The 19,129-nt window shown below is 64.4% G+C and carries 20 protein-coding genes and 1 tRNA gene; 9 read left to right on the top strand and 12 right to left on the bottom strand.

The annotated features are described in order from the left end of the window. Positions 1-110 precede the first annotated feature (110 nt). Positions 111-776 (top strand): TetR/AcrR family transcriptional regulator, encoded by a 666-nt coding sequence (locus GUY23_RS15710; RefSeq protein WP_166973988.1) that lies wholly within the window; start codon positions 111-113, stop codon positions 774-776. Positions 777-807: 31 nt separating this feature from the next. Here the strand turns inward: GUY23_RS15710 and GUY23_RS15705 are convergent, their stop codons facing one another. The 3 genes from GUY23_RS15705 to GUY23_RS15695 all read right to left on the bottom strand — a co-directional run bounded on the left by GUY23_RS15705 (position 808) and on the right by GUY23_RS15695 (position 3,394). After that, a complete protein-coding gene (locus GUY23_RS15705; RefSeq protein ID WP_166973985.1) occupies positions 808-2,001 on the bottom strand; it encodes a PH domain-containing protein in 1,194 nt (397 codons plus the stop codon). Positions 2,002-2,025: 24 nt separating this feature from the next. After that, complete coding sequence (locus GUY23_RS15700) at positions 2,026-2,190, bottom strand: hypothetical protein (RefSeq protein ID WP_166973982.1); 165 nt, start codon at positions 2,188-2,190, stop codon at positions 2,026-2,028. A 202-nt stretch (positions 2,191-2,392) separates the two neighbouring features. Then, the gene (locus GUY23_RS15695; protein ID WP_208085379.1) at positions 2,393-3,394 is read right to left on the bottom strand and encodes an aldo/keto reductase; all 1,002 of its coding nucleotides are present in this window, start codon (positions 3,392-3,394) and stop codon (positions 2,393-2,395) included. 101 nt (positions 3,395-3,495) lie between these two features. Between GUY23_RS15695 and GUY23_RS15690 the strand changes: the two genes are divergently transcribed. Continuing rightward, a complete protein-coding gene (locus tag GUY23_RS15690; protein ID WP_166973979.1) occupies positions 3,496-4,335 on the top strand; it encodes a helix-turn-helix transcriptional regulator in 840 nt (279 codons plus the stop codon). 94 nt (positions 4,336-4,429) lie between these two features. Here the strand turns inward: GUY23_RS15690 and GUY23_RS15685 are convergent, their stop codons facing one another. From GUY23_RS15685 to GUY23_RS15665, 5 genes are all read right to left on the bottom strand, one after another. Then, complete coding sequence (locus GUY23_RS15685; RefSeq protein ID WP_166973976.1) at positions 4,430-4,915, bottom strand: RDD family protein; 486 nt, start codon at positions 4,913-4,915, stop codon at positions 4,430-4,432. Positions 4,916-4,976: 61 nt separating this feature from the next. Further along, the gene (locus GUY23_RS15680) at positions 4,977-5,651 is read right to left on the bottom strand and encodes a hypothetical protein (protein ID WP_166973973.1); all 675 of its coding nucleotides are present in this window, start codon (positions 5,649-5,651) and stop codon (positions 4,977-4,979) included. Positions 5,652-6,037: 386 nt separating this feature from the next. After that, positions 6,038-6,547 (bottom strand): DUF3800 domain-containing protein, encoded by a 510-nt coding sequence (locus GUY23_RS15675; RefSeq protein ID WP_166973970.1) that lies wholly within the window; start codon positions 6,545-6,547, stop codon positions 6,038-6,040. A gap of 491 nt (positions 6,548-7,038) precedes the next feature. After that, a tRNA-Lys gene (locus GUY23_RS15670) sits at positions 7,039-7,111 on the bottom strand. Between the two features lie 218 nt (positions 7,112-7,329). Beyond that, a complete protein-coding gene (locus tag GUY23_RS15665; RefSeq protein ID WP_228282445.1) occupies positions 7,330-8,268 on the bottom strand; it encodes a hypothetical protein in 939 nt (312 codons plus the stop codon). Between the two features lie 287 nt (positions 8,269-8,555). Here GUY23_RS15665 and GUY23_RS15660 point away from each other — a divergent pair, with 287 nt between their 5' ends. From GUY23_RS15660 to GUY23_RS15650, 3 genes are all read left to right on the top strand, one after another. Next, positions 8,556-9,143 carry a hypothetical protein gene (locus GUY23_RS15660; protein ID WP_166973967.1) on the top strand — a complete coding sequence of 196 codons (588 nt, stop codon included), beginning with the start codon at positions 8,556-8,558 and terminating at the stop codon, positions 9,141-9,143. Positions 9,144-9,446: 303 nt separating this feature from the next. Further along, positions 9,447-10,112: a DUF47 domain-containing protein gene (locus tag GUY23_RS15655; protein ID WP_228282443.1), complete on the top strand. Its 666-nt coding sequence runs from the start codon at positions 9,447-9,449 to the stop codon at positions 10,110-10,112. Between the two features lie 3 nt (positions 10,113-10,115). Continuing rightward, on the top strand, positions 10,116-11,126 hold the full coding sequence (locus GUY23_RS15650; protein ID WP_166973964.1) for an inorganic phosphate transporter: 1,011 nt from the start codon (positions 10,116-10,118) through the stop codon (positions 11,124-11,126). Positions 11,127-11,308: 182 nt separating this feature from the next. Here the strand turns inward: GUY23_RS15650 and GUY23_RS15645 are convergent, their stop codons facing one another. Further along, complete coding sequence (locus tag GUY23_RS15645) at positions 11,309-11,785, bottom strand: DUF4383 domain-containing protein (RefSeq protein WP_166973960.1); 477 nt, start codon at positions 11,783-11,785, stop codon at positions 11,309-11,311. Between the two features lie 172 nt (positions 11,786-11,957). Between GUY23_RS15645 and GUY23_RS15640 the strand changes: the two genes are divergently transcribed. The 3 genes from GUY23_RS15640 to GUY23_RS15630 all read left to right on the top strand — a co-directional run bounded on the left by GUY23_RS15640 (position 11,958) and on the right by GUY23_RS15630 (position 15,325). Beyond that, a complete protein-coding gene (locus GUY23_RS15640) occupies positions 11,958-13,403 on the top strand; it encodes a sensor histidine kinase (RefSeq protein ID WP_166973957.1) in 1,446 nt (481 codons plus the stop codon). After that, positions 13,400-14,044 carry a response regulator transcription factor gene (locus tag GUY23_RS15635; protein WP_166973954.1) on the top strand — a complete coding sequence of 215 codons (645 nt, stop codon included), beginning with the start codon at positions 13,400-13,402 and terminating at the stop codon, positions 14,042-14,044. The genes GUY23_RS15640 and GUY23_RS15635 overlap by 4 nt, the downstream gene beginning before the upstream one ends. Before the next feature lie 132 nt (positions 14,045-14,176). Further along, a complete protein-coding gene (locus GUY23_RS15630; protein WP_166973951.1) occupies positions 14,177-15,325 on the top strand; it encodes a hypothetical protein in 1,149 nt (382 codons plus the stop codon). A 168-nt stretch (positions 15,326-15,493) separates the two neighbouring features. On the opposite strand, the gene GUY23_RS15625 is transcribed toward GUY23_RS15630, so the two are convergent. After that, complete coding sequence (locus GUY23_RS15625) at positions 15,494-16,054, bottom strand: dihydrofolate reductase family protein (RefSeq protein ID WP_166976274.1); 561 nt, start codon at positions 16,052-16,054, stop codon at positions 15,494-15,496. A 137-nt stretch (positions 16,055-16,191) separates the two neighbouring features. On the opposite strand from GUY23_RS15625, the gene GUY23_RS15620 reads away from it, so the two are divergent. Beyond that, positions 16,192-16,830, top strand: coding sequence for a winged helix-turn-helix transcriptional regulator (locus GUY23_RS15620; RefSeq protein ID WP_166973948.1), 639 nt, complete (start codon positions 16,192-16,194; stop codon positions 16,828-16,830). 329 nt (positions 16,831-17,159) lie between these two features. Here the strand turns inward: GUY23_RS15620 and pstB are convergent, their stop codons facing one another. Both pstB and pstA read right to left on the bottom strand, forming a co-directional pair. Beyond that, a complete protein-coding gene (pstB, locus tag GUY23_RS15615; RefSeq protein WP_166973945.1) occupies positions 17,160-17,939 on the bottom strand; it encodes a phosphate ABC transporter ATP-binding protein PstB in 780 nt (259 codons plus the stop codon). A 52-nt stretch (positions 17,940-17,991) separates the two neighbouring features. Further along, positions 17,992-19,128 carry a phosphate ABC transporter permease PstA gene (gene pstA, locus GUY23_RS15610; protein ID WP_166973941.1) on the bottom strand — a complete coding sequence of 379 codons (1,137 nt, stop codon included), beginning with the start codon at positions 19,126-19,128 and terminating at the stop codon, positions 17,992-17,994. Between the last annotated feature and the right edge of the window lies 1 nt (position 19,129).

The following is a 19,129-nucleotide window of genomic DNA, read 5'->3' as shown; positions in this document are numbered from 1 at the left end:
GTGATCGCCGGATTGCATAGGTCAAATCCCAACTCCAACGGTGTAGTTGCAATATACGGACTACGAGAGATAATTGCAACCGAATCGTTGGAGTTGGGTAGACTTGCGATATGGCTTGGGACACGGAGGGTACCCGGCGGCGAATCAGGGAATCGGCGACTGCCGAATTCGCTGCATTCGGCCCGGACGGCACAACGATGGCGCGCATCGCCGAACGCGCGGGAGTGAATAAGGAACGACTGTACAACTACTTCGGCGACAAACGGGCACTGTTCCGTGCGGTCCTCTCGGATGAGTTGACCCATCTGTCTGAAACGGTAGTCCTCCCTGCTGGGGATGACTTCGAACTGATCGGCGAATTCGCGGGCAGGACGTACGACTATTATTCTGAACACCCTGAGCTCGCGCGATTGCTGCTGTGGGAGGGACTCGCCGACGGGACGATCGTTGACGAAGCGGATCGCACCGATCATTATCGGCAGAAAGTCGCCGCCTACAGTGAGGCTCAGCGAGCCGGAATCGTCGGCAGTGCCATCGACGCCGATCACCTGGTGCTGTTGGTCATCGGGCTGGCGGCATGGTGGTTCTGCGTGCCGCAGCTAGCGAGGATGGTCACCGGCTTTGCTCCGGGCGACCAAGTCGAACAGCAACGGCGCCGGTCCGCGGTGGTCACCGCCGCACAGCAGATGGCCGAGGTGCGTGGCGACGGCGATCCCCTGCGGGGTCCCTCTCGTACGTCTGCAGCGCGCGTCAGCCGGACATCCGACGACGAGTGAGTCCTGGCTGTGACTTGCCGCTCAAGTGTCGCTAGATGCCGATCGTGTTCTCTCGGTATCGGGCCAGAAGGACTCTGAGCTGCCGGGACTCGCGTTCCGACAGTGCGCTGAATCCGAAGCGTGCGTCAGCCAGACTCCGGCTCGCTCGATCCGCGGCGGTTCGCCCCTTTGAAGTGATCGCAACAAAGACCATTTCGTTGTCTTCGGGGTAGACGACTCGCTTGACCATGCTCGCGTCCTCGAGCCATGTCACCGAAGACGAGGCTGACGGTGCTGTGCCCTGCAGCCGAGTGAACAGCTCGACGAGGGGGATCGCTCCCTGAGCGTCGAGGAACAGCATGAGCAAGACCTCGAATCGAGAATAGTTCAGTCCGAGAGGGCGAAGCAGCTCATCCAACTCAGCGGTGAGACGACGCTGAGTGTCCATCAGCGTCGTGACGGCTTCCATTCGTGTCCGTTCGGGCCAGCGGAGATCCCACGCCTGCGCGGCTTCCGAAATCGGATCGTCGGGAGTGGACTCATGGATCACGATCTCCTCCGATGCCTCAGACGGCCTTGGCGTCTCGAGCTCCATGGTCTTCCATTGGTGAGACTCTCCTGCCGAGATGTCGGAGTCCACGTCGGTGATGACCTCTGACCGTGAATCTGTCTCGTCTGTGGCGATGGCGTAGTCTTCTGTTGCGGACTGGGCATCGTCGTATTCGTCTGAATCGAATGGTGAGAATGCCGAACGCAGGCCCGAACGTTGGATGACGCGTTGGATCGTGAGATCGCGTTCGTTGGGTCGACCCACGAATCGAATATCGCGCAGACCCTGATCTTGTGCTGCGGATTCGAAGACGAAGTGCCCATACCTGAATACCCGGCCCATCAGAGGTTTGTGCACCGAGATGTCGAGGATGCGCGACATCGGCATCGTGGCCTTGTGTTGGGTGAAGATGCCGTGGATCCGGAAGACGCGCATGTTCGTGATGACGAACCTGTCCATGTGCACGGTCAGGAATCGATAGGTACCGAACAGAACGATTGCCGCTCCGATCACCACGGGGATCCAGGCGAACTGCAGTGCGACCACCGTGCTGGCGGACATCACCGCAACTCCGAGGACGATGATCGCAGTTGGAATGAAGAAGGCCAGTGGATGACGACGCACCTCATCGATGACTCGTTCGCCTTCGGTGGAGATGAGATGCTCATCGACCCTCGGATCAAACAGCGTGGCCACGACGAAGTTCCGTGAGCACCGAGGTCAGGCTGAGAGCTCGGTGAAGAAGGTGACGATGGAGCCCACTCCGGTTCCGACTGCCGCAAAGGCATTTCGAACGGCTTCGGCGGAGTCCTCGGGCCGGGTGAACAGATAGAAGGCTCCGAAGACGATGACGAGCGTGACGATGGCCCGCTTCAACCACTTCACGAGAACTCCTTTTGCCGCACCGTAGCGGCTGCGGACGTTTGGCTGCAAACTCCTTTATAGTAACGCCGCCTGTCAGTTGGTCTGAAGAGGACGCGCCGAAGAAATGTGATGACACTCTCGTTATCGCAAGATTATTCTCCGATGACTTCTTCTCGTCATTCGATGTTCACCGCGGCGCCGGGTGGACTGGTGATCCCAGCTCTCAGCGTTCGCTGTCCAGCTGGGCCATGAGAGCCTCTGGGTAGCGGTCGCCGTGCACCTCGGAGCCGGCGAGCACCTCGGCGACGGCGGCGAGATCAGCGGAGCTGAGGTCGACTTCTGTGCTTGCGAGGGTCGCTCTGACCTGCTCCGAGGTCCGCGAACCGACGACGGGGACGATGTCCTCACCCTGTGCTGCCACCCAGGCGATGGCGAGTTGGGGGAGTGTCATCCCCCTCGCCGAGGCGATCTCAGCCAGACGTGCGACGATCGTTTCGTTGTGGGCGAGGTTCTCCCCTTGGAAGCGCGGGAACATCGCTCGGCGCCCATCGGTCTTCCCTGCTAACAGTCCCTTCGCCAGTGCCCCGTAGGCAGTGATGCCGATCCCGAGCTCACGACATGCGGCGAGGATTCCGTTCGACTCGATCGACCGCGTGAGCAGGGAATATTCGATCTGCAGGTCACTGATCGGAGCGACTTTCGCCGCCCTGCGGATCGTCTCCGCGCCGACTTCGCTCAAACCGATCGACCGCACGTACCCAGACTCGACGAGTCCGGCGATCGCGCCCACAGTCTCCTCGATCGGCACGTTCGGGTCCAGCCGAGCAGGACGATAGATGTCGACGTGGTCCGTGCGGAGGCGACGCAGTGAGTAGGCCAGAGAGTTCCGGACAGCATCGGGCCGTCCGTCGAATCCGATGAAAGCACCATCGGGTGAGAGCAAGGCGCCGAACTTCACCGACAGGACGACATCGTCGCGGTTGCGGTCTGCAAGGGCGCGACCGATGAGCATCTCGTTGTGGCCGGCTCCGTAGAAGTCGCCGGTGTCGATGAGGGTTCCGCCATCGTCGAGGTAGGTGTGGATCGCGGCGATCCCTTCGCTGTCCGTCGTAGGACCGTAGGCCCCCGACATGCTCATGGCACCGAGACCAGGTGTGGTGACGAGAGGGCCGTCGGTGCCGAGACGGCGATGGGAGATGATCTGTGATTCCTTGTGTGTAGTCATGCCGCCCAGTCTGGCCGAGTCGATCGACGGGGAGAATGCTCTGTCGATCCACGGACAACCTGTCCCTGGATACCCGGCCGAGTTGGGCGGAGAATGAAGAGATGACTGATCGTTCTGGCCTCGCTGATTTCCTTCGCCGACGCCGTGAGCAGCTGCGACCGGAAGACGTCGGACTCGGCAATACGGTTCGGCGGCGCACTCCGGGCCTCAGGCGTGAGGAGGTGGCGATGCTCGCCAGCGTCTCAGTCGACTACTATTCCCGACTTGAACAGCGCCGCGGGGCGACGCCGTCCGCCGGAGTCGTCAACGCGGTCGCTCGAGCCCTCCAATGTGACCGGGATCAACGAGATCATCTGCTGCACCTCGCGGGCCATCCTGTTCCCCCGCGCAGTGCGGACGGTCATATCCGACCTGGGCTCATCGCGGTGGCCAACAGGCTCGTCGATGTTCCGGCCGTCATCGTCACCGACCTCGGCGAAGTGATCTGGCAGAACCCGATGGGGCGTGCACTGTTCACCGACCTTCCGGAAGGGCAGGGGCGGGAGCGGAACCTCGTGTGGAGATGGTTCGAGGACCCGCAGTCTCGCCCGATGCCTGAGGAGTACTGGGAGAAGATCTCGGCGGCGCATGTGAGCGATCTGCGGGCAACGTATGCGCGCAGATCGGGGGACCGCCGAGTGGAAGAGTTCGTAGCGGATCTCATCGAGGTCAGCGACGAGTTCGCTGAACTGTGGGAGCGCCACGATGTTGCAGTCAGACGTTCCGACACCAAGGTCTTCACTCATCATGAGGTCGGCCGGCTCGAGTTCCGGTGCGAAGTGCTGCTCACTCCGGATGACGATATCTCGCTGTTGGTCTTCTTCCCGCTCGAAGGGACAGGGACGGCGAGTCGCCTGGAGCTGCTTGGGGTCGTCGGAACGCAGTCGCTGACATCGGGATGAGCGACGGGCGCTGGCAGGACTGATCGATCCCGCGCCGGCGCCTCTTCAGCGGCCAGTTCGAACGCTGAGGGCGTTCGTCATCCTGAACTCGCGCTTATCTGACCTGCGATGTTCGGCGAAAGACTTTGATCGGCACCGAGTCGATCGTCGGCGCGTCGAAGAACGCCCAGATGATGACGGTGATGGCGATCGGGAAGAACCCGACGGCGAGGTATCGTCCCATGCCGCGCCAGAATCCGACGCGCCTGCCGTGATCCACCTGCAGCGACACGACTCCGCACAGTGCCTGGCCAGGCGAAACGGCGCACCCGTAGAGTGCACCGAAGACGAGGACCATCAGCGGGTAGCTGATGAGACACGCCCCCGTTGCGGCATCGAGTGAGATCACGTTGGCTGCGGAGAGAGCCAGGGCGAGTCCGATGATCAGCCCGGTGGAGACAAGGGCGAAGAGCGCATCGAGGATCCTCGCCCACCAGCGCCTGGTCGGCGACGCCTGCTGCATGGGAACGCCGTTGCGGTAGGTTCCACCCGCCGGGTCATACGTCTTGGCGCGGATGTAGGATCCGTAGTTCGCGCTCATCTGTTCAATTCTCTCGTCATTGACTGGTCACCCGGCCCTGCCATGATATTCGCTCAGGAGATCAGGAGGCAGGAACATCGAACTCAGAGCGGAACTCTGGGACCTTCTTATCCTCGCCGATGACCTTCGCTTCGGGGCGGACGTAGGCGCCCTTGAGGGAATCGGCCGTCTCGCTGATGTAGATCGGCACGTAGCCGGTGTGCTCGCCCTCGCGGCGGGGAGCACTGTCGAAGTACTCGTAGCCGGCGTCTTCGAGCTCGTCCTTCGCAGTCGACGCGTAGTTCGCTTCGTCCCCACCGTCATCGAGGTAGAAGTCGGAGAGGCTGATCGTTCCGCCGTATTCCTTGCCGGGAACGACCTTCACCTCGAGGTAGACCATCTCACCATCGGGGTTGTCGCTCGCCTCGTAGTACTCGGTGGGATTGTTGCGCACGGCCGAGACGATGGTGACGACGTCCCCGGTCTCGTCGTCAGTGAATTCGGTGCCGACCTTCACCTCGGTGCCCTCACCGGCGGCAGCCGCGCCATCGGTCTCCGCTGCCTCCTCGGCTTCCTCGGTCTCCTGCGAGAGCGGAGCCGAATCGGACTCTTCAGTCTGTCCCTGCTCGCTGGAATCGGCCTCGTTCGCGGTGTCCCGATCGTTCGCCCCACAGGCTGAGAGCGCAAGCACCGAGGCGACGGCGACAGCGGCTGAACGGGTGAGCAGTGTGGTGGGGCGGCGGCGGATGCGGTTCATGGTTCTTCCCTGCTTTCGAGTGGAGGAGCCGACCTCGGACGGTGCCGTCGGCGGCAGTGAGTAGCTGACGGGTCCGACACTATGCGGTCTCTTACCTGCAGAGGGTGCTCGATAGGGCACATGCTGTGCCAGTCCTGCTACAACCGATGTGCTGCGCCGGATTCGGCGTCTCAGGTGGGCTACTGCGACCGTCGGCATAGAACGCTGATGCTGTGGACATCACGCCAACCCGTTTAACGTGTGAGAACCTTCGGATCATGTTCTGTCGTTCCGCCAGGACGAGCTGTAGACCTGCGTCAGATGCCTCTGTTAGAATTTGAACTGCAGGAAGTCCAGCTTCCCGCATTGCCTTAGACCCTGTTCAGGAGAACGGGGTCTTCGTGCGTCTACGGCCAAATTCGGGTAGAACCTCTCTGCCAAGCTTCCCGTGCTGTGCGCACCATTTTGGACTTGAGATCGATGGCTCGAGCGTCGGACTCGTTCACGGTGTTGTCGCGGTTGTATAGGTAGGTGAAGAGGTCCGCCGCTTGAAGGGCCCGGCTTCGACGAGAGTCGATGAACCGAATAGGCGGCATCAATTTCTCAAGCCGACTGCTCTTGTATCCATAGGTCCCGTGGATTTGGTAGGCGCTGAACTGGCTCCGACTCTCTTCCGCGGAATGATGCTCGTCAGCGTAGATGTGAGCCACGGTGTTCTTCGCTCGGGCACAATCGTTGATCCGTTCCAGCAGGTGGCTGAAGGCTAATTCGCGGGCCGGTGTCACGCTTGGGTAGCCCCGAGCCTTTTGAGCGTTCACATCAACGCCCTCAATGTGTATGCAAGCATCGCTGCCGGCGACGACATTCAATGCCTTAAGGAAGATGCTGGCCCGTTGCCGAAGTGGAACCGCTTCCACTCGCCGATGCCTTGCATGAGAGCGTGCCCGTGCAACTCATGACCCAGGGTGACAGAGCTGCCCGGATCGGACGAATGTTCCCGGAGCAGAGAGTCCAGTCCGCGCGAGATCTGCTGATACGAAGTCTCGTCGCATACCAGCGCCCCGAGAAAGTAGAAGTCCTCGTCTCGCTCGGACTCATCAATAAATGCTACGTGCATCTGTCCACCTTGGGTCAAGCCGATTTCGTCTGGTCGGACTGCCAAGCCATCGTGTGTAACAGCCAGGAAGTACCTCACCCCTTACTTGGAACCTACGGTCGAAATTGATCCCAGTCTAGAGACGACACGCGCAGTGACCATCTGAAATTCGGAGACTGTTTCGAACGATAAAGCTGAGACCATCTCGGCACTGATTGATCAAGGTGAGTAGTCGCGGTGCAGGTGACCAGTGGGCGCAGGCGACGAATGCCCCTCACCTGCGTTTATGCAGGTGAGGGGCATTTTCGAGTGTGGGCCCCGTGGGGATCGAACCCACGACCCGCGGATTAAAAGTCCGCTGCTCTACCAACTGAGCTAGAGGCCCCGCCCCAACACAAGCACGCGGCAGAACCCGCGAGAAGCAGTTGGAGACTCACTCATATTAGAGGTTCGCGACCTCATTACTCAAACCCGACTCAGCGGCATAAGAGCGGGGCCGACGGCGACTCTCATCACCGCCGGCCCCGCTCCGAGTGTCCCTCGGATCGTCCGCCGTTGGTTCCTCCGATCATCGTCCTGCAGTTCACTGCGGAATGCTGACGATCACTTCTCCAGTTCGGGACGATCCTCACCGTCGTAGGTCCGAGGCAGGCCGTCCGGCGCTTCGAGCTCCGCGGAGTCGCTGGGCTCGATGACCTCGGACTCGATGCCCTTGTCCTTCTTCAGCTTCCCGAGCAGCGCGGAGACGTACTTCAGCCCTGAGAGCAGCCTGCGGTCCTTCTTCGGGGCGACGTATTCGGGGTCGGTCTCGATGGGGAAGACCGTCGGTGCGGCACCGAACGCCTCCGTCGACTCCTTCGCGACCTGGCGAGCCATCTGCGCGTTGACCACGCCGCCGATGACAGCGCCGATGCCGAAGGGCAGGAGCCGGCCGACGAGGGAGCCGCCGGCGCGTGCGGCGAACTTGCGGATGAAGGTCTTCCGCAATTTGCGCACCAGCAGGTCGACCAGGGGAGCGGGCAGCTGCTTGGTCACGGTCGAACCCCAGCTGCCGAGCATCGAGTCCACTCCGCCGTTCTTCTTGCCGAAGCGCTGAATGAGGTTCTTCCCGTCCTTGCCCAGCATGAGGCCGAGAACGAGTGCGTTCGCACGTTTGGCATCGGCGACCGGCAGTCCGTGGATCTCCGAGATCGCCTGCGCGAAGAGGGCGGTGCCCTCGAGGAACCCTCCCGTCTCCACGGTCGCCACGCCGAGGGCCGCGGTCGTGCCGAGCCCGGGGACGGCCGCCGTGGCACCGACGGCCGCTCCGCTTGAGGTCGTGAGCGTCAGGTAGTGACGCCGAACGATCTTGATGAGCTCTTCGGGAGTCGCATCGGGGTGCCTGCGGCGCAGACTGCGCACATAGGCCAGCGCGACGGGTCGCTGCACGGACAGCAGACGCGACAACATCGACTGGGCGCGGGGATTGAGGGTGCCATCGTCATTGACCGCGAGCTTCGCTGCCTTGTCGATGCCCTTCTTCGCCACTGATGATTTTGCCACGAGAGTTCCTCCTCGTTTCGGTCACTCGCACCTGCGGGTCGCAGACGCGAATCACTGACGAGTTTAGTCGCGACCACTGTGAGTCGAACGAGCGAACCCTGACCGTCGCACGAAAGCCCGTGATCCACGTCGCAAGAGCCTCACCCTGCCCGCGACTCACTCTGCCCATGACTCACGACCCGACTGTGACCCAACCCTCGACTGCGCCTCGCATCAGGTCCGATCTGCTCGAGGTGTGACCTGCACCCTGGTCGGTGCCCACTCCCAAGGACTAGACTGCCTTGACGATGACACAGCGACCCTTCCACCGCCCCGTTCCCCTCGCCGATCTCGACTCCGTCGGTGCCTCCGACGACCCCGTCGCCCGCTCCGAAACCTCCCACGCCACCGCGGCCCTGCTCCTCGGCGATGCCGACGGCAATCGCGACGAGGCTGCCACCAGGCGATTCATCGACCTCGCCGATGACATCGGCTTCGAACTCATCGCCGAGATGTGGTCCGCGGCTCCCGCCGTCTCCGCTCCCGGTGCCCTGTGGCGCCTCTACGCCCTGCGCCAGTGGATCAGAACCGCGCCCCGCGAACTGTCCGAGATGTTCTCCGACGGCCAGCGCCGCATCGACCGCGGCATCGGCTATGAGGAGATCCTCGCCGGGGTCGAACTCCCTGCCGGTCCCGACGAGATCGCCCGCGCCATCGACGAGATCCTCGCCGGGGCCTTCCGGGGCGATGTCGTCATCGCCCTGCTGCGCGCCGCGGCGTTCGTCGGAATCTGCGCCGAAGGCACCGACGACGCAGACACGGGCACCCGCCTGCGCCGACTCTCCCAGGACCTGACTGACGCCGCCGTCGCCCATCGCCGAGGTGGCCTCGACTGACCCTGCGCCCACCCGTATCACCCTCGCCGAGGTGACCCCGACTGACCGTGTGCGCTCGATTCCGTCTCGCCGCCCTCGGGCTCGTATTCCCTCCCGACCGACATCGGGACTGTGAGATTATCAACGGACGAAGGGCCGCCTCGGCGGTGGACTCATCAGTGTGAACGAGTATCGTAGGGGGTGGCCTTCGGGCCACCGGACGCTGGATCGCTGAAGCCCCGGGCTCCAAATTCAGCCGCTTCGAGCGGCCTTCCGCCGAGAGGCGCTCTCGGTCCAGCGTTCGGCACATATCATTGAGGCATCATGCACATTCGTCCGGCGCGACCGGGCCCCGGGCAGGAGGAGCGGATGCGGCTCAAGCGAGTACCACAGGACACTGTCTTCTATGAGCGGCTGTCCGATCTCGTCTCACAGATGCGGCAATGCAATCTGGTGCTCGCCGAACTCTCCGGGATCGAAGTCGGCTCTCGCCGCGACGTCGCCGACCGTCTCCGCGAGATCGGGGACAAGGCCGATGAAGACATGGGCGCGATGCTGCGGGCTCTGCGGGAGAACTACATCACTCCCTTCGACCGCAATGACCTGTACCTGCTCAGCCATCACATGCGCGACATCTGCCACCGCCTGCACGGGGTCGGGTTCGTCCTCGCCTCCGAAGCGTTCGATCCGCTGCCCTCCGGAGTGCCGGAGACCCTGGCGGTGCTGTCGAACCAGACCGACCACACGTCCCGTCTGATCACCCGTCTGCCGGGCAAGCTCGACCAGTGGGACTACGTCGACGCCATCAACCGCCTGACGTACCAGGTCGAGACCCTGCAGTGGCGCATGTCGGATGCGGTGCCGAACTCCAAACGCGGACTGACCTACATGGCCGCGGTCTCCCAACTCGGGCAGGCATTCGTCCGAGCCGCCCACGGATTCACCGAACTCGGCAAGGTCGTCGCCACCATCGCGATCAAGGAGTCGTAGTCCGTGGAGCTGCTGTTGGTCGGTGTCATCATCGCCGCGGTGATCTTCGCCGGCTCGAACGGCTTCCACGACGCCGCTCTGACCATCGGCAACGCCGTCGTCGGGCGCGCACTCAAACCGGGCTGGGCGCTCAGCCTGGCTGTGGTCTTCAACTTCATCGGGGCGCTGCTCGGTGAAGGCATTGCCTTCGTCGTGGCCAACCAGATCGTCCTGTTCACCGGTTCGGACTACCTCATCCTCACCTGTCTGCTCATCGCCTTCGTCTCGGCGACGATCTGGAGCCTGTTCACCTACCTCCTCGCGCTGCCGGTGTCATCCACGCACTGCCTCATCGGCGGTCTGCTCGGCGCCGGCGTCGTCTTCGGGTTCACCGTCAACGGCGCCGAGGCGATGGAGTCCGTGGTGTGGCCGCTGCTGCTCTCACCCATCCTCGGCTTCGCCCTGGCCTGGGCGCTGACGCTGTTGTTGTCGAAGCTGCTTGCCTCGACCCCGCCGAAGCCGATGTTCCGGGGTGCGCGCATGGTCGACTCCGTGCTCACGGCATCCCTGTCACTCGTCCACGGAGTGCAGGATGCGCAGAAGGTCGCAGCCCTGGTCATGGTGGCCATCCTCGCGGCCGATTCCGCAGCGCACGGCAGTCTCTCGGTCGTCGACATCTCCTGGCCGGTGCGCATTCTCATCGCCGCCGCGCTGGCCCTGGGCACCGGTCTGAGCGGTTGGCGTGTCGTGCGGACCCTGTCGGTGCGGATGGTCCGACTCGACCCGCTCAAATCGGCCGTCGCCGACGGTGCCGCCTCGGTGCTCATGTACATTGCGGCCCTGGTCATGCGCGTGCCCGTGTCGCTGACCTTCGTCCTCGGCTCGTCCGTCCTCGGCACCCAGTACGCGGGTCGGAAGGGCCACGCTCGGGCGCGCTATTTCGTGCCCGTGTTCGGGGTGTGGCTGCTGACGATCCCGGCCGCGGCCCTGTTGGCAGTGGTGATCGGCGGGATCGTCAGGCTCGCAGTCATGTGACTGCTGCTCGAGACAACGGTGGAGCGCCGAGACACCTGTGTATGCACAGTGGTCTCGGCGCTCCACCGTTGTCTCGGCATGAGGCTGTTGCCTTGATGGGGTCGTGCCGGTGGTGGAGCCGCCGCGCGGGTTCGGCCCCAGTGCAACGTCAGCCTCGGCGGGGCCTCGGCCCCAGTACAGCGTCAGCCTCGTGACTTGCGGCCGAAGACGAAACCGGTCGTGATCATGGCTGCTGCGAGCACGAAATGCAGCCAGTTGTCGGCGGTGTTGAGCGGAACGAAGTTGCCCATCGACTCCATCGGCACGACGAGTCCGTAGATCCACAGCACCGCGTAGACGATGCCGCCGACGATGAGGTAGCTCTTCGCCAGTCCTCGTGAGCGCAGACCCAACAGGCCGACGATGCCGAAGAGCAGGTGGACGACGTTGTGGAGCACGGAGACCTGGAAGATGCCCAGCAGAGCCGCCTCCGAGTGATGCCCGGCGAACATGATGGTATCCAGGTTCGCGGTGATCCCCGGGATGAAGCCGAGGATGCCGACGAGCAGGAACACAGCGCCGAAGATGCCGGCGACGACCTGCACTGAGGTGCGCCCTGTGCGAGCGTTCGTGAGCAGGGGACTGGAGTCCGAATGCGAGGCGGAACGTGGCGAGGTCATGACTGTCCTTTCGACGGAATGGTCGTTGTCACCGATGATTCGGAGCCCACCAGACAGCGGATGGGTGGTGGGACGAGGAATCTTCCGCGCCGGGGGACCAGCCGTGCCTCTGCTCGATCGCCCGGGGACACGTCAGGGGTCTGCGTCATGGGCGCGCGGTAGTCTGGTAACAATGGGAGCACGTGTGACGATGCTGTGGCGCAGGCTGCTGGTCCTGCTGATCGGCGGTGTCATCGCCGTGCCCTATATCGCCGTCGTCATCTGGGTCGTCACCGCCTGGAATCAGCTGACCGACCGCGGCGCCGCACTCGGCATCCTCGCGACAGGCACAGTCACCTTCGTCCTCCTGTGCGTCCCCGCATTCCTCGCCGTCATCCGAGCCCTCGAACGGACGCTGGCCGAGCAGCTCCTCGGCCTGACCATCCCCACCCCGCCGAGGCGAGCCTCGAGTGCCGATCGCCTCCGCGGTGCCCTGTTCTACGCCGGCCACGCTTTCTCCGGCGCGCTGCTCCTGGTGACCGTCATCGTCGTGATTCCCTCCGCGGTGCTCCTGACCGCCGACCCTCACCTGGTTAAGTCTTTGTCGCCCGGGTTCATCGGGACCACAGGCAGCGACGGCTCTGCTCCTGGCGGCGACGTCGGTGCCGGCAGCGACGGAGCGATGGTCATCCTGCCTGCCGCGCTCATCCAAGTCCTCGCACCCCTGTGCCTGCTTCTGCTGGTCGCACTGATCATCGCCGAAGGCTACTTCCTTCCCCATTACGCACAGATCCTGCTCGGTCCTTCGGCCGCGGACCGCGCCGCGCTCGCCTCGGCCGAACGAGTGCACCGCTTCCGGCGGACCGTCCTCGCCCGCGAGGTCCACGATTCGATCGGCCACGCCCTGACCGTGACCACGATGCAGGCGGCCGTGGCCAAACGTGCCCTGCACACGGATCCGACACTCGCCGAGGCGGCCGTGGACGAGATCGCCGCCACCGGACGTGAGGCCGTGGCCGAGTTGGACCACGTCCTCGCGCTGCTCCGTGCCGAGACCGAGGGAGGCGATCGGGGCGACGGCAACGATCAGGCCGGATCGGCCGACGGCCAGGGCGACGGGATTGAGGAAGGGGCGGTGGCCGGGGAGCGGCCGCCTCGGCGCACGATGCGCGATATCGAACGACTCGCCGAGGAGGCCCGGTCCCTCGAGCACCCGACCGTCCTGACCGTCACCGGCGATGCCGCAGCACTGCCCGAGGCAGTGGTCGGCGAACTCCACCGGATCGTGCGCGAGGCGGTGACGAACTCCCTGCGGCACGCCTCGGAGCCGGGTCTGTCCGTGACGATCAGCGTGCGAGACGACGCCGCGTGGGTGGAGACGAGAAACGCGTCCACGGCGAACGGGCCGGCGCTCGATCGGGGACACAGAGATCGCAGAGCTCCACCCGATGAATCGGTCGGGAGACGCGGAAAGATGCGCAGTCCCGGACTGGGTGCGGTCGCCTCGGCGAGGGAATCGCGCGGTCTGCGCGGCATCAGCGAACGGGCCGAACTCTTCGGCGGACACGCGAGATGGGGAGTGGACGACGGACAATGGATTCTGCAGGTGACGTTGCCGTTCGGGGAGGAAGCGGAATGAAGAGCATCAGTGTGGTCCTCATCGATGACGAACCGCTCGTGCGGGCCGGGCTCGCGGCGATCATCGATGCTGATCAGGGACTCGAAGTCATCGGCGAAGGCGATGATGGGGCGGAGGCGATCGAGCTCGTCGGCCGGCTGAGCCCGGACGTCGTCGTCATGGACGTGCACATGCCCGGCCTCGACGGTCTTGAGGCGACGCGGCGGCTGATGGCCAGGCAGGCTCCACCGCGGATCCTCATCCTCACGACCTTCGACAGCGATGACTACGTCGTCGAGGCGCTGCGGGCCGGGGCCGACGGTTTCGTGCTCAAACGCGCGCAGCCGGACGAGCTCATCCGCGCGGTTCACACGGTCGCAGGGGGAGAGGCGCTGCTCTATCCGCAGAAGATCAGGGACATGGCGGTGCGGACGGGACAGCGAGAGAACCTGGCGGAATCGGTGGGACTGAGCGGTCGCGAACAGGAGGTGCTCACCCTGATGGCGCGGGGGCTGAGCAACGCGGAGATCGCCGGTGAGATGTTTCTCGGTGCCGAGACCGTGAAGACCTATGTCAGCTCGCTGCTGTCGAAACTCGGCGCGAGGGATCGCACCCAGGCGGTCATCCGGGCCTTCGAATCGGGGTTCGTCGAGACCGCCTGAGGGCGCCGGGCTGGTTCGTCGTCTGTGCGGCGAGCTGCTCTAAGCGTCAGGCTGGCCGGTTCACCCGTACGGCGACCCGCTTCACCCCTACGGGGGAGGTCCGGTTGGGGCTCTGGGCGCGAGCCTGGAGACATGACACAGAAACAGCTCCACCAACCAGTCCGTCATCCATCTCAACAGACCGACCTCACCGTTCGGGTGGGGCTCGTGGCCACCTCGGCGTGGTCGCTGTTCCTACTCATCATGTCGGTCCTCTGGGGAACGGGAGCCGCCCCGGCTGCCTTCGCCGGAGACGAGGAAGGGGCATTCACCTCGGTGATCGCCTCGCTTCCGGTGCCGATCGTGGCCGGCCTCGTCGGCTTCGTCGCACTGCTCAGCTTCGTCAGCGCGGCCGTCCTGCTCACGGTTCCTCGACTGCGTGCGCAGCTGCGCGAACGTGCCGGGGTCCGGGTGGTCGGCCTCCTCGCGCTCTTCTTCACCATCATCACGACGGTCCTGTTCACCAACACCCTGCTGCTGGCCTACCTCGGCTACGTGCTCAGCATGCAGTTCCCGCCGATCTCAGGACCGGTGATCTGGCAGGCGGTGATGCTCCTCGGGCCGCTGTTGTGGCTCATCGTCTGGGCCGCCGCCGAGCATGCCCATCGGCGCTCCACGAGCCGAGTCGCAGGCGGGCTGCCGGCGGCGGGCGAAGGACAGGGAACGGTCGGGTACGTGCGTGCGACTGCGAGCCTCGACGAAGACCGGGGCGCTGTCCGCGGCGCGGGTCACGACGAAGACCGGTCGGCTGCTGTCTCCACGAGCGCTAAGGTCGCCGTGACTCTCGCCGTCATCGTCCCCGGCTTCTATGCCCTGACCCGGATCCTGTGGGCCATCGGCATCCCGGTCGGGCTGAGCGACACCCTCTACGAGGAAGGCGTGCGGACGGGGCTCTGGCACTCGGGATTGGCGCTTGCCCTGGCTGCGGTGGCGGGGATCCTCCTCACCCTCGGTCTGGTGCAGAAGTGGGGAGAGCGCCTGCCGGCATGGCTCGGTCCCCTGAGCGGTCGGCGCGTACCGATCACGCTGGCAACGATCCCGGCGACGATCGTGACCCTGGCGCTCTTCACCGGCGGCGTCGGGATGATGCGCACCGTGGTCGCCGGGCCGTCCGGGATCTTCGCCGACAGCTGGTGGGCGACGGTCGGACCGACGCTGCTGTTCCCGGTCTGGGCCGTCGCCCTCGGCTGGGCGACCTTCGCCTACCGGCAGCGCCGCCTGGCCACCGAGTCCCGCAGCTGAGGTCTGAGCAGCTCCCGGGCCGACCTCATCGCCTGGCCCAGAGGCTGAGCGCCGCCGCGACGGCTTCGTGCGGTTCAGCGCCCGAGCACCGAAACAACGGCTGAGCGCCGAGACACCTGTGCACGCACAGTGGTCTCGGCGCTCAGGCGTTGTCTCGGCGAGATCGCGTCACGTGAGGCGGGGACCGTACGTGGCGAGCAGGTTGCCTTTGCTTGTGCGCTGCACTTCGCGCAGGTCCAGGCGAGTCGTCGCTCCGCCTGCGAAGAGTGAACGTCCGCTGCCTGCCATGACCGGATGGATGGCCAGCGTCAGCTCATCGACGAGCCCCTCCTCGATGAGCTGACGGACCACCGACATGGATCCTTCGACCGCGATCTTCCCGCCGTCGGCCGCCTTGAGGTCCCTCACGAACTCGACGAGGTCACCGTCGATGAGGCTCGAATTCTCCCACCGGAGATCCTTGGGGGTCAGCGTCGATGAGGCGACGTGCTTGGGCGTCGCGTTGATGAAGTCGGCGAATGGAGCGTCGTCGCCCTCGGTGTGATTGGGCCAGTAGTTCTCCCACTCCTGATACGTGACCCGGCCGAGGAGGCAGTCATCGACTCCGTCGATGGCCGTTGTCATCCATTCGCCCATCTCCTGGTCGAAGGAATCGAACTGGAAGGTGAACGGGTCCGATGCGATGCCGTCGAGAGACTGGAACAGGGCGGCGATGACGGTGCGGCTCATCATGTACTCCTCGTTGAGTGGGGTGCGGATCAGTGCAGAGCAATTCTCGAACAGAGACTCTCTGACAGCGATCCTTTGATGGTTTATAAAGTGAACTGCTATTTCAATAGTGAACCGTCGTGGCTAAACTGTCAATCATGAAATCGTATGGACAGTACTGCGGCCTCGCCCGTGCGGCCGAGTTGCTGGGGGAGAGGTGGTCGCTTATCATCCTCCGCGACCTCCTCGTCGGGGCGAAGCGCTTCAACGAACTGCGTCGGGGAATCCCCGGAATACCGTCGAACCTCTTGACCACCCGCCTGCGAGAACTCGAATCGAGCGAGATCGTCGAACGCAGTCTCGAGGGACGTCACGTCGTCTACCGGCTCAGCGACTACGGGTGCGACCTCGGGCCGGTGCTCATCGAGCTCGGCCGGTGGGGCTCCCGCCGCCTCGGTGCCCCGCGAGAAGGTGAGGCACCGACGCACAGTTCCCTGGCCGCCGCACTGATGACGTCCCGCACCGAGGCTGCGGTTGAGCCGTTCACCGTCGAGGTGACCGCGGGGCCGGCCGTCGCACACGCCGCCGTGTCCGGTACCGGTGTCGACGTGGCCGAAGGCACCGATCCGCACGCGCAGCTCTTCCTCGGCGGAGCGGGACTGCGGGATCTGCTCGCCGAGGGTGATGCTGAGTCGGCGCTTGCGGCCGGAACCGTGACAGTCGCCGGTGATGTGCGCCTGTTGGCCGAGTTCGTACGGGCCTTCCGTGCCCCACTCGACGAGGTCATCAGCAGCTAGACGGCAGAGTGAGGTCCCTGCAGAGTGATCCCGGCTGCGGCGTGAGCCCGCCGAGGCGAGTCACGGCAAGCTTTGGTCGATCCACCGCGGTCTGGCGCGGGCAGAACGCGGTGGATCGACCAAACAATGACGTGTTGCTGGTGCGTCGCGCCCGCAACGCCTTGCTGGACGCCCGCAACGAGGAATCGTGCGCCCGAAGTGTCATACCGTGCGCCCGCGACGACGAATCGAGCGCTGGACCCGTCGGCATGACGGGTCCAGCGCTCGGTTCGGACCTCCGACCGACCGCGCCGGAGCACTCAGCTCCCCGACGCAGTCGCAGCCTCACATCACCCGAAGCGGCCGGAGATGTAGTTCTCGGTCTCTTCCTTGTCCGGGTTGGAGAAGATCGCCGAGGTCTCGTTGAACTCGATGAGCTTGCCCGGCTTGCCGGTGCCGGCGATGTTGAAGAACGCGGTCTTGTCGGACACGCGTGCGGCCTGCTGCATGTTGTGCGTGACGATGACGACCGTGTACTTGTCCTTGAGGTCGTTGATGAGGTCCTCGATCGCCAGCGTCGAAATCGGGTCGAGGGCCGAGCACGGTTCGTCCATGAGCAGGACCTCGGGTTCGACGGCGATCGCGCGGGCGATGCACAGGCGCTGCTGCTGACCGCCGGAGAGTCCGGAACCGGGCAGGTTGAGGCGGTCCTTGACCTCGTTCCAGAGGTTCGCTCCGCGCAGGGCACGCTCGGTGAGGTCGTCGGCCTCGGACTTCGACAGGCGCTTGTTGTTCAGGCGTACCCCGGCGAGCACGTTCTCCTTGATGCTCATGGTCGGGAACGGGTTCGCCCGCTGGAAGACCATGCCGACCTCGCGGCGGACGTTGACGGGGTCGACGCCGGCGCCGTAGATGTCGGTGCCGTCCATGAGGACTTCGCCGGAGACGCTGGCACCGGGAATGACCTCGTGCATGCGGTTGAGTGTGCGCAGCACCGTGGACTTGCCGCAGCCGGAGGGCCCGATGAACGCGGTGACCGAGCGGGGCTTGATCTGCATCTGCACGCTGTCGACGGCCCGGAAGTCACCGTAGAAGATGTCGAGATCCTTGATGTCGATCTGCTTGGACATTGTGTTTCCTATCCGTGGATATTGATGAGTCTAGAGGAACGAAAGCTGCCCATCAGCGTCCGGCCTTCGGAGCCAGCACCTTCGCGATGATGCGGGCGAGGAGGTTGAGCACCATGACCAGCAGGACGAGCACGAGGGCTGCGGCCCAGGCGCGCTCGGAGCTGGCGAGGGCGGCGGCTCCGGGGGAGACGGGGCGCAGCTGCGAATCGTAGATGAACGTCGGCAGTGTCGACATCCAGCCGGAGAAGAGGTTCCAGTTGAGGGTCTTCGCGAAGCCGGCGGTGACCATGATCGGAGCGGTCTCACCGATGACGCGCGCGATGGCGATGGTGACACCCGAGAGGATACCCGACACCGAGGTGGGCAGGACGATCTTCATGATCGTCTTCCACTTCGGCACGCCCAGGGCGTAGGAGGCCTCTCGCAGATCCATCGGCACCAGCCGGAGGATCTCCTCCGTGTTGCGCACGACGATCGGGATCATCAGCACCGACAGGGCTACAGCAGCGGTGAAACCGGTCTTCGCGATTCCTGCTGAGGCGGGCATGATGAGGTTCGCGACCGTCGAGAACAGGGCGAAGGCGAAGAGGCCGGCGACGATCGAGGGGATGCCGGTCATCACGTCGACGAGGAAGGTGATGGCCTTGCCCAGGCGGTTCTTGTTCGCGTACTCGACGAGGTAGATGGCGGTGAGGACGCCGATCGGGATCGAGATGATGCACGCGGCCACGGTGATGAGCACGGTGCCGACGATCGCATGATAGAAGCCGCCGGCCAGAGTGGCCTCTCCAGCGACGTACTGCTGATCGAGCACACCCTTCATGCCGAGCATGGTCCGGGTCAGCAGGTCGCCGCTGATCGCGGCCCCGCCCTTGGACACGGTCAGCCAGAGGAGCGAGACGAGGGGAACGCACGCGAGGATGAACGTCGAGGTGACGACCGTGGTCGCGACCCGGTCGACGGCCTTGCGGCGACCTTCGTAGGAGGCGGAGAGCACGAACACGGCGACCATGTTGATGAGGCCGGCGAGGACGGCGACGACGGGGATGTTGAAGCCGCCGAAGGCGATGAAGCTGATGACGATCGCCGCAAGGATCGAGGCCGCTGCGATGACCCACGGGGTCGCCTTGGGCAGCTGCTTCGACGTCAGCTTCGCGGGCTTGGAGACGACAGTTTCTGCGGTGGTCATT

It is taken from the genome of Brevibacterium atlanticum (assembly GCF_011617245.1).
GTDB lineage: Bacteria > Actinomycetota > Actinomycetes > Actinomycetales > Brevibacteriaceae > Brevibacterium > Brevibacterium atlanticum.
This window is presented reverse-complemented; position numbering and strand designations above follow the sequence as displayed.

Bases quoted from the DNA above. Each gene is read 5' to 3' on its own strand.
- GUY23_RS15660 (WP_166973967.1), top strand. From the start codon at position 8,556: ATGACACAGCGACCCTTCCACCGCCCCGTTCCCCTCGCCGATCTCGAC.
- pstB (WP_166973945.1), bottom strand. From the start codon at position 17,939: ATGTCCAAGCAGATCGACATCAAGGATCTCGACATCTTCTACGGTGAC.
- GUY23_RS15630 (WP_166973951.1), top strand. From the start codon at position 14,177: ATGACACAGAAACAGCTCCACCAACCAGTCCGTCATCCATCTCAACAG.
- GUY23_RS15635 (WP_166973954.1), top strand. From the start codon at position 13,400: ATGAAGAGCATCAGTGTGGTCCTCATCGATGACGAACCGCTCGTGCGG.
- GUY23_RS15655 (WP_228282443.1), top strand. From the start codon at position 9,447: ATGCACATTCGTCCGGCGCGACCGGGCCCCGGGCAGGAGGAGCGGATG.
- GUY23_RS15695 (WP_208085379.1), bottom strand. From the start codon at position 3,394: ATGACTACACACAAGGAATCACAGATCATCTCCCATCGCCGTCTCGGC.
- GUY23_RS15690 (WP_166973979.1), top strand. From the start codon at position 3,496: ATGACTGATCGTTCTGGCCTCGCTGATTTCCTTCGCCGACGCCGTGAG.
- GUY23_RS15640 (WP_166973957.1), top strand. From the start codon at position 11,958: ATGGGAGCACGTGTGACGATGCTGTGGCGCAGGCTGCTGGTCCTGCTG.
- GUY23_RS15680 (WP_166973973.1), bottom strand. From the start codon at position 5,651: ATGAACCGCATCCGCCGCCGCCCCACCACACTGCTCACCCGTTCAGCC.
- GUY23_RS15620 (WP_166973948.1), top strand. From the start codon at position 16,192: ATGAAATCGTATGGACAGTACTGCGGCCTCGCCCGTGCGGCCGAGTTG.
- GUY23_RS15625 (WP_166976274.1), bottom strand. From the start codon at position 16,054: ATGAGCCGCACCGTCATCGCCGCCCTGTTCCAGTCTCTCGACGGCATC.
- GUY23_RS15645 (WP_166973960.1), bottom strand. From the start codon at position 11,785: ATGACCTCGCCACGTTCCGCCTCGCATTCGGACTCCAGTCCCCTGCTC.
- pstA (WP_166973941.1), bottom strand. From the start codon at position 19,128: ATGACCACCGCAGAAACTGTCGTCTCCAAGCCCGCGAAGCTGACGTCG.
- GUY23_RS15685 (WP_166973976.1), bottom strand. From the start codon at position 4,915: ATGAGCGCGAACTACGGATCCTACATCCGCGCCAAGACGTATGACCCG.
- GUY23_RS15710 (WP_166973988.1), top strand. From the start codon at position 111: ATGGCTTGGGACACGGAGGGTACCCGGCGGCGAATCAGGGAATCGGCG.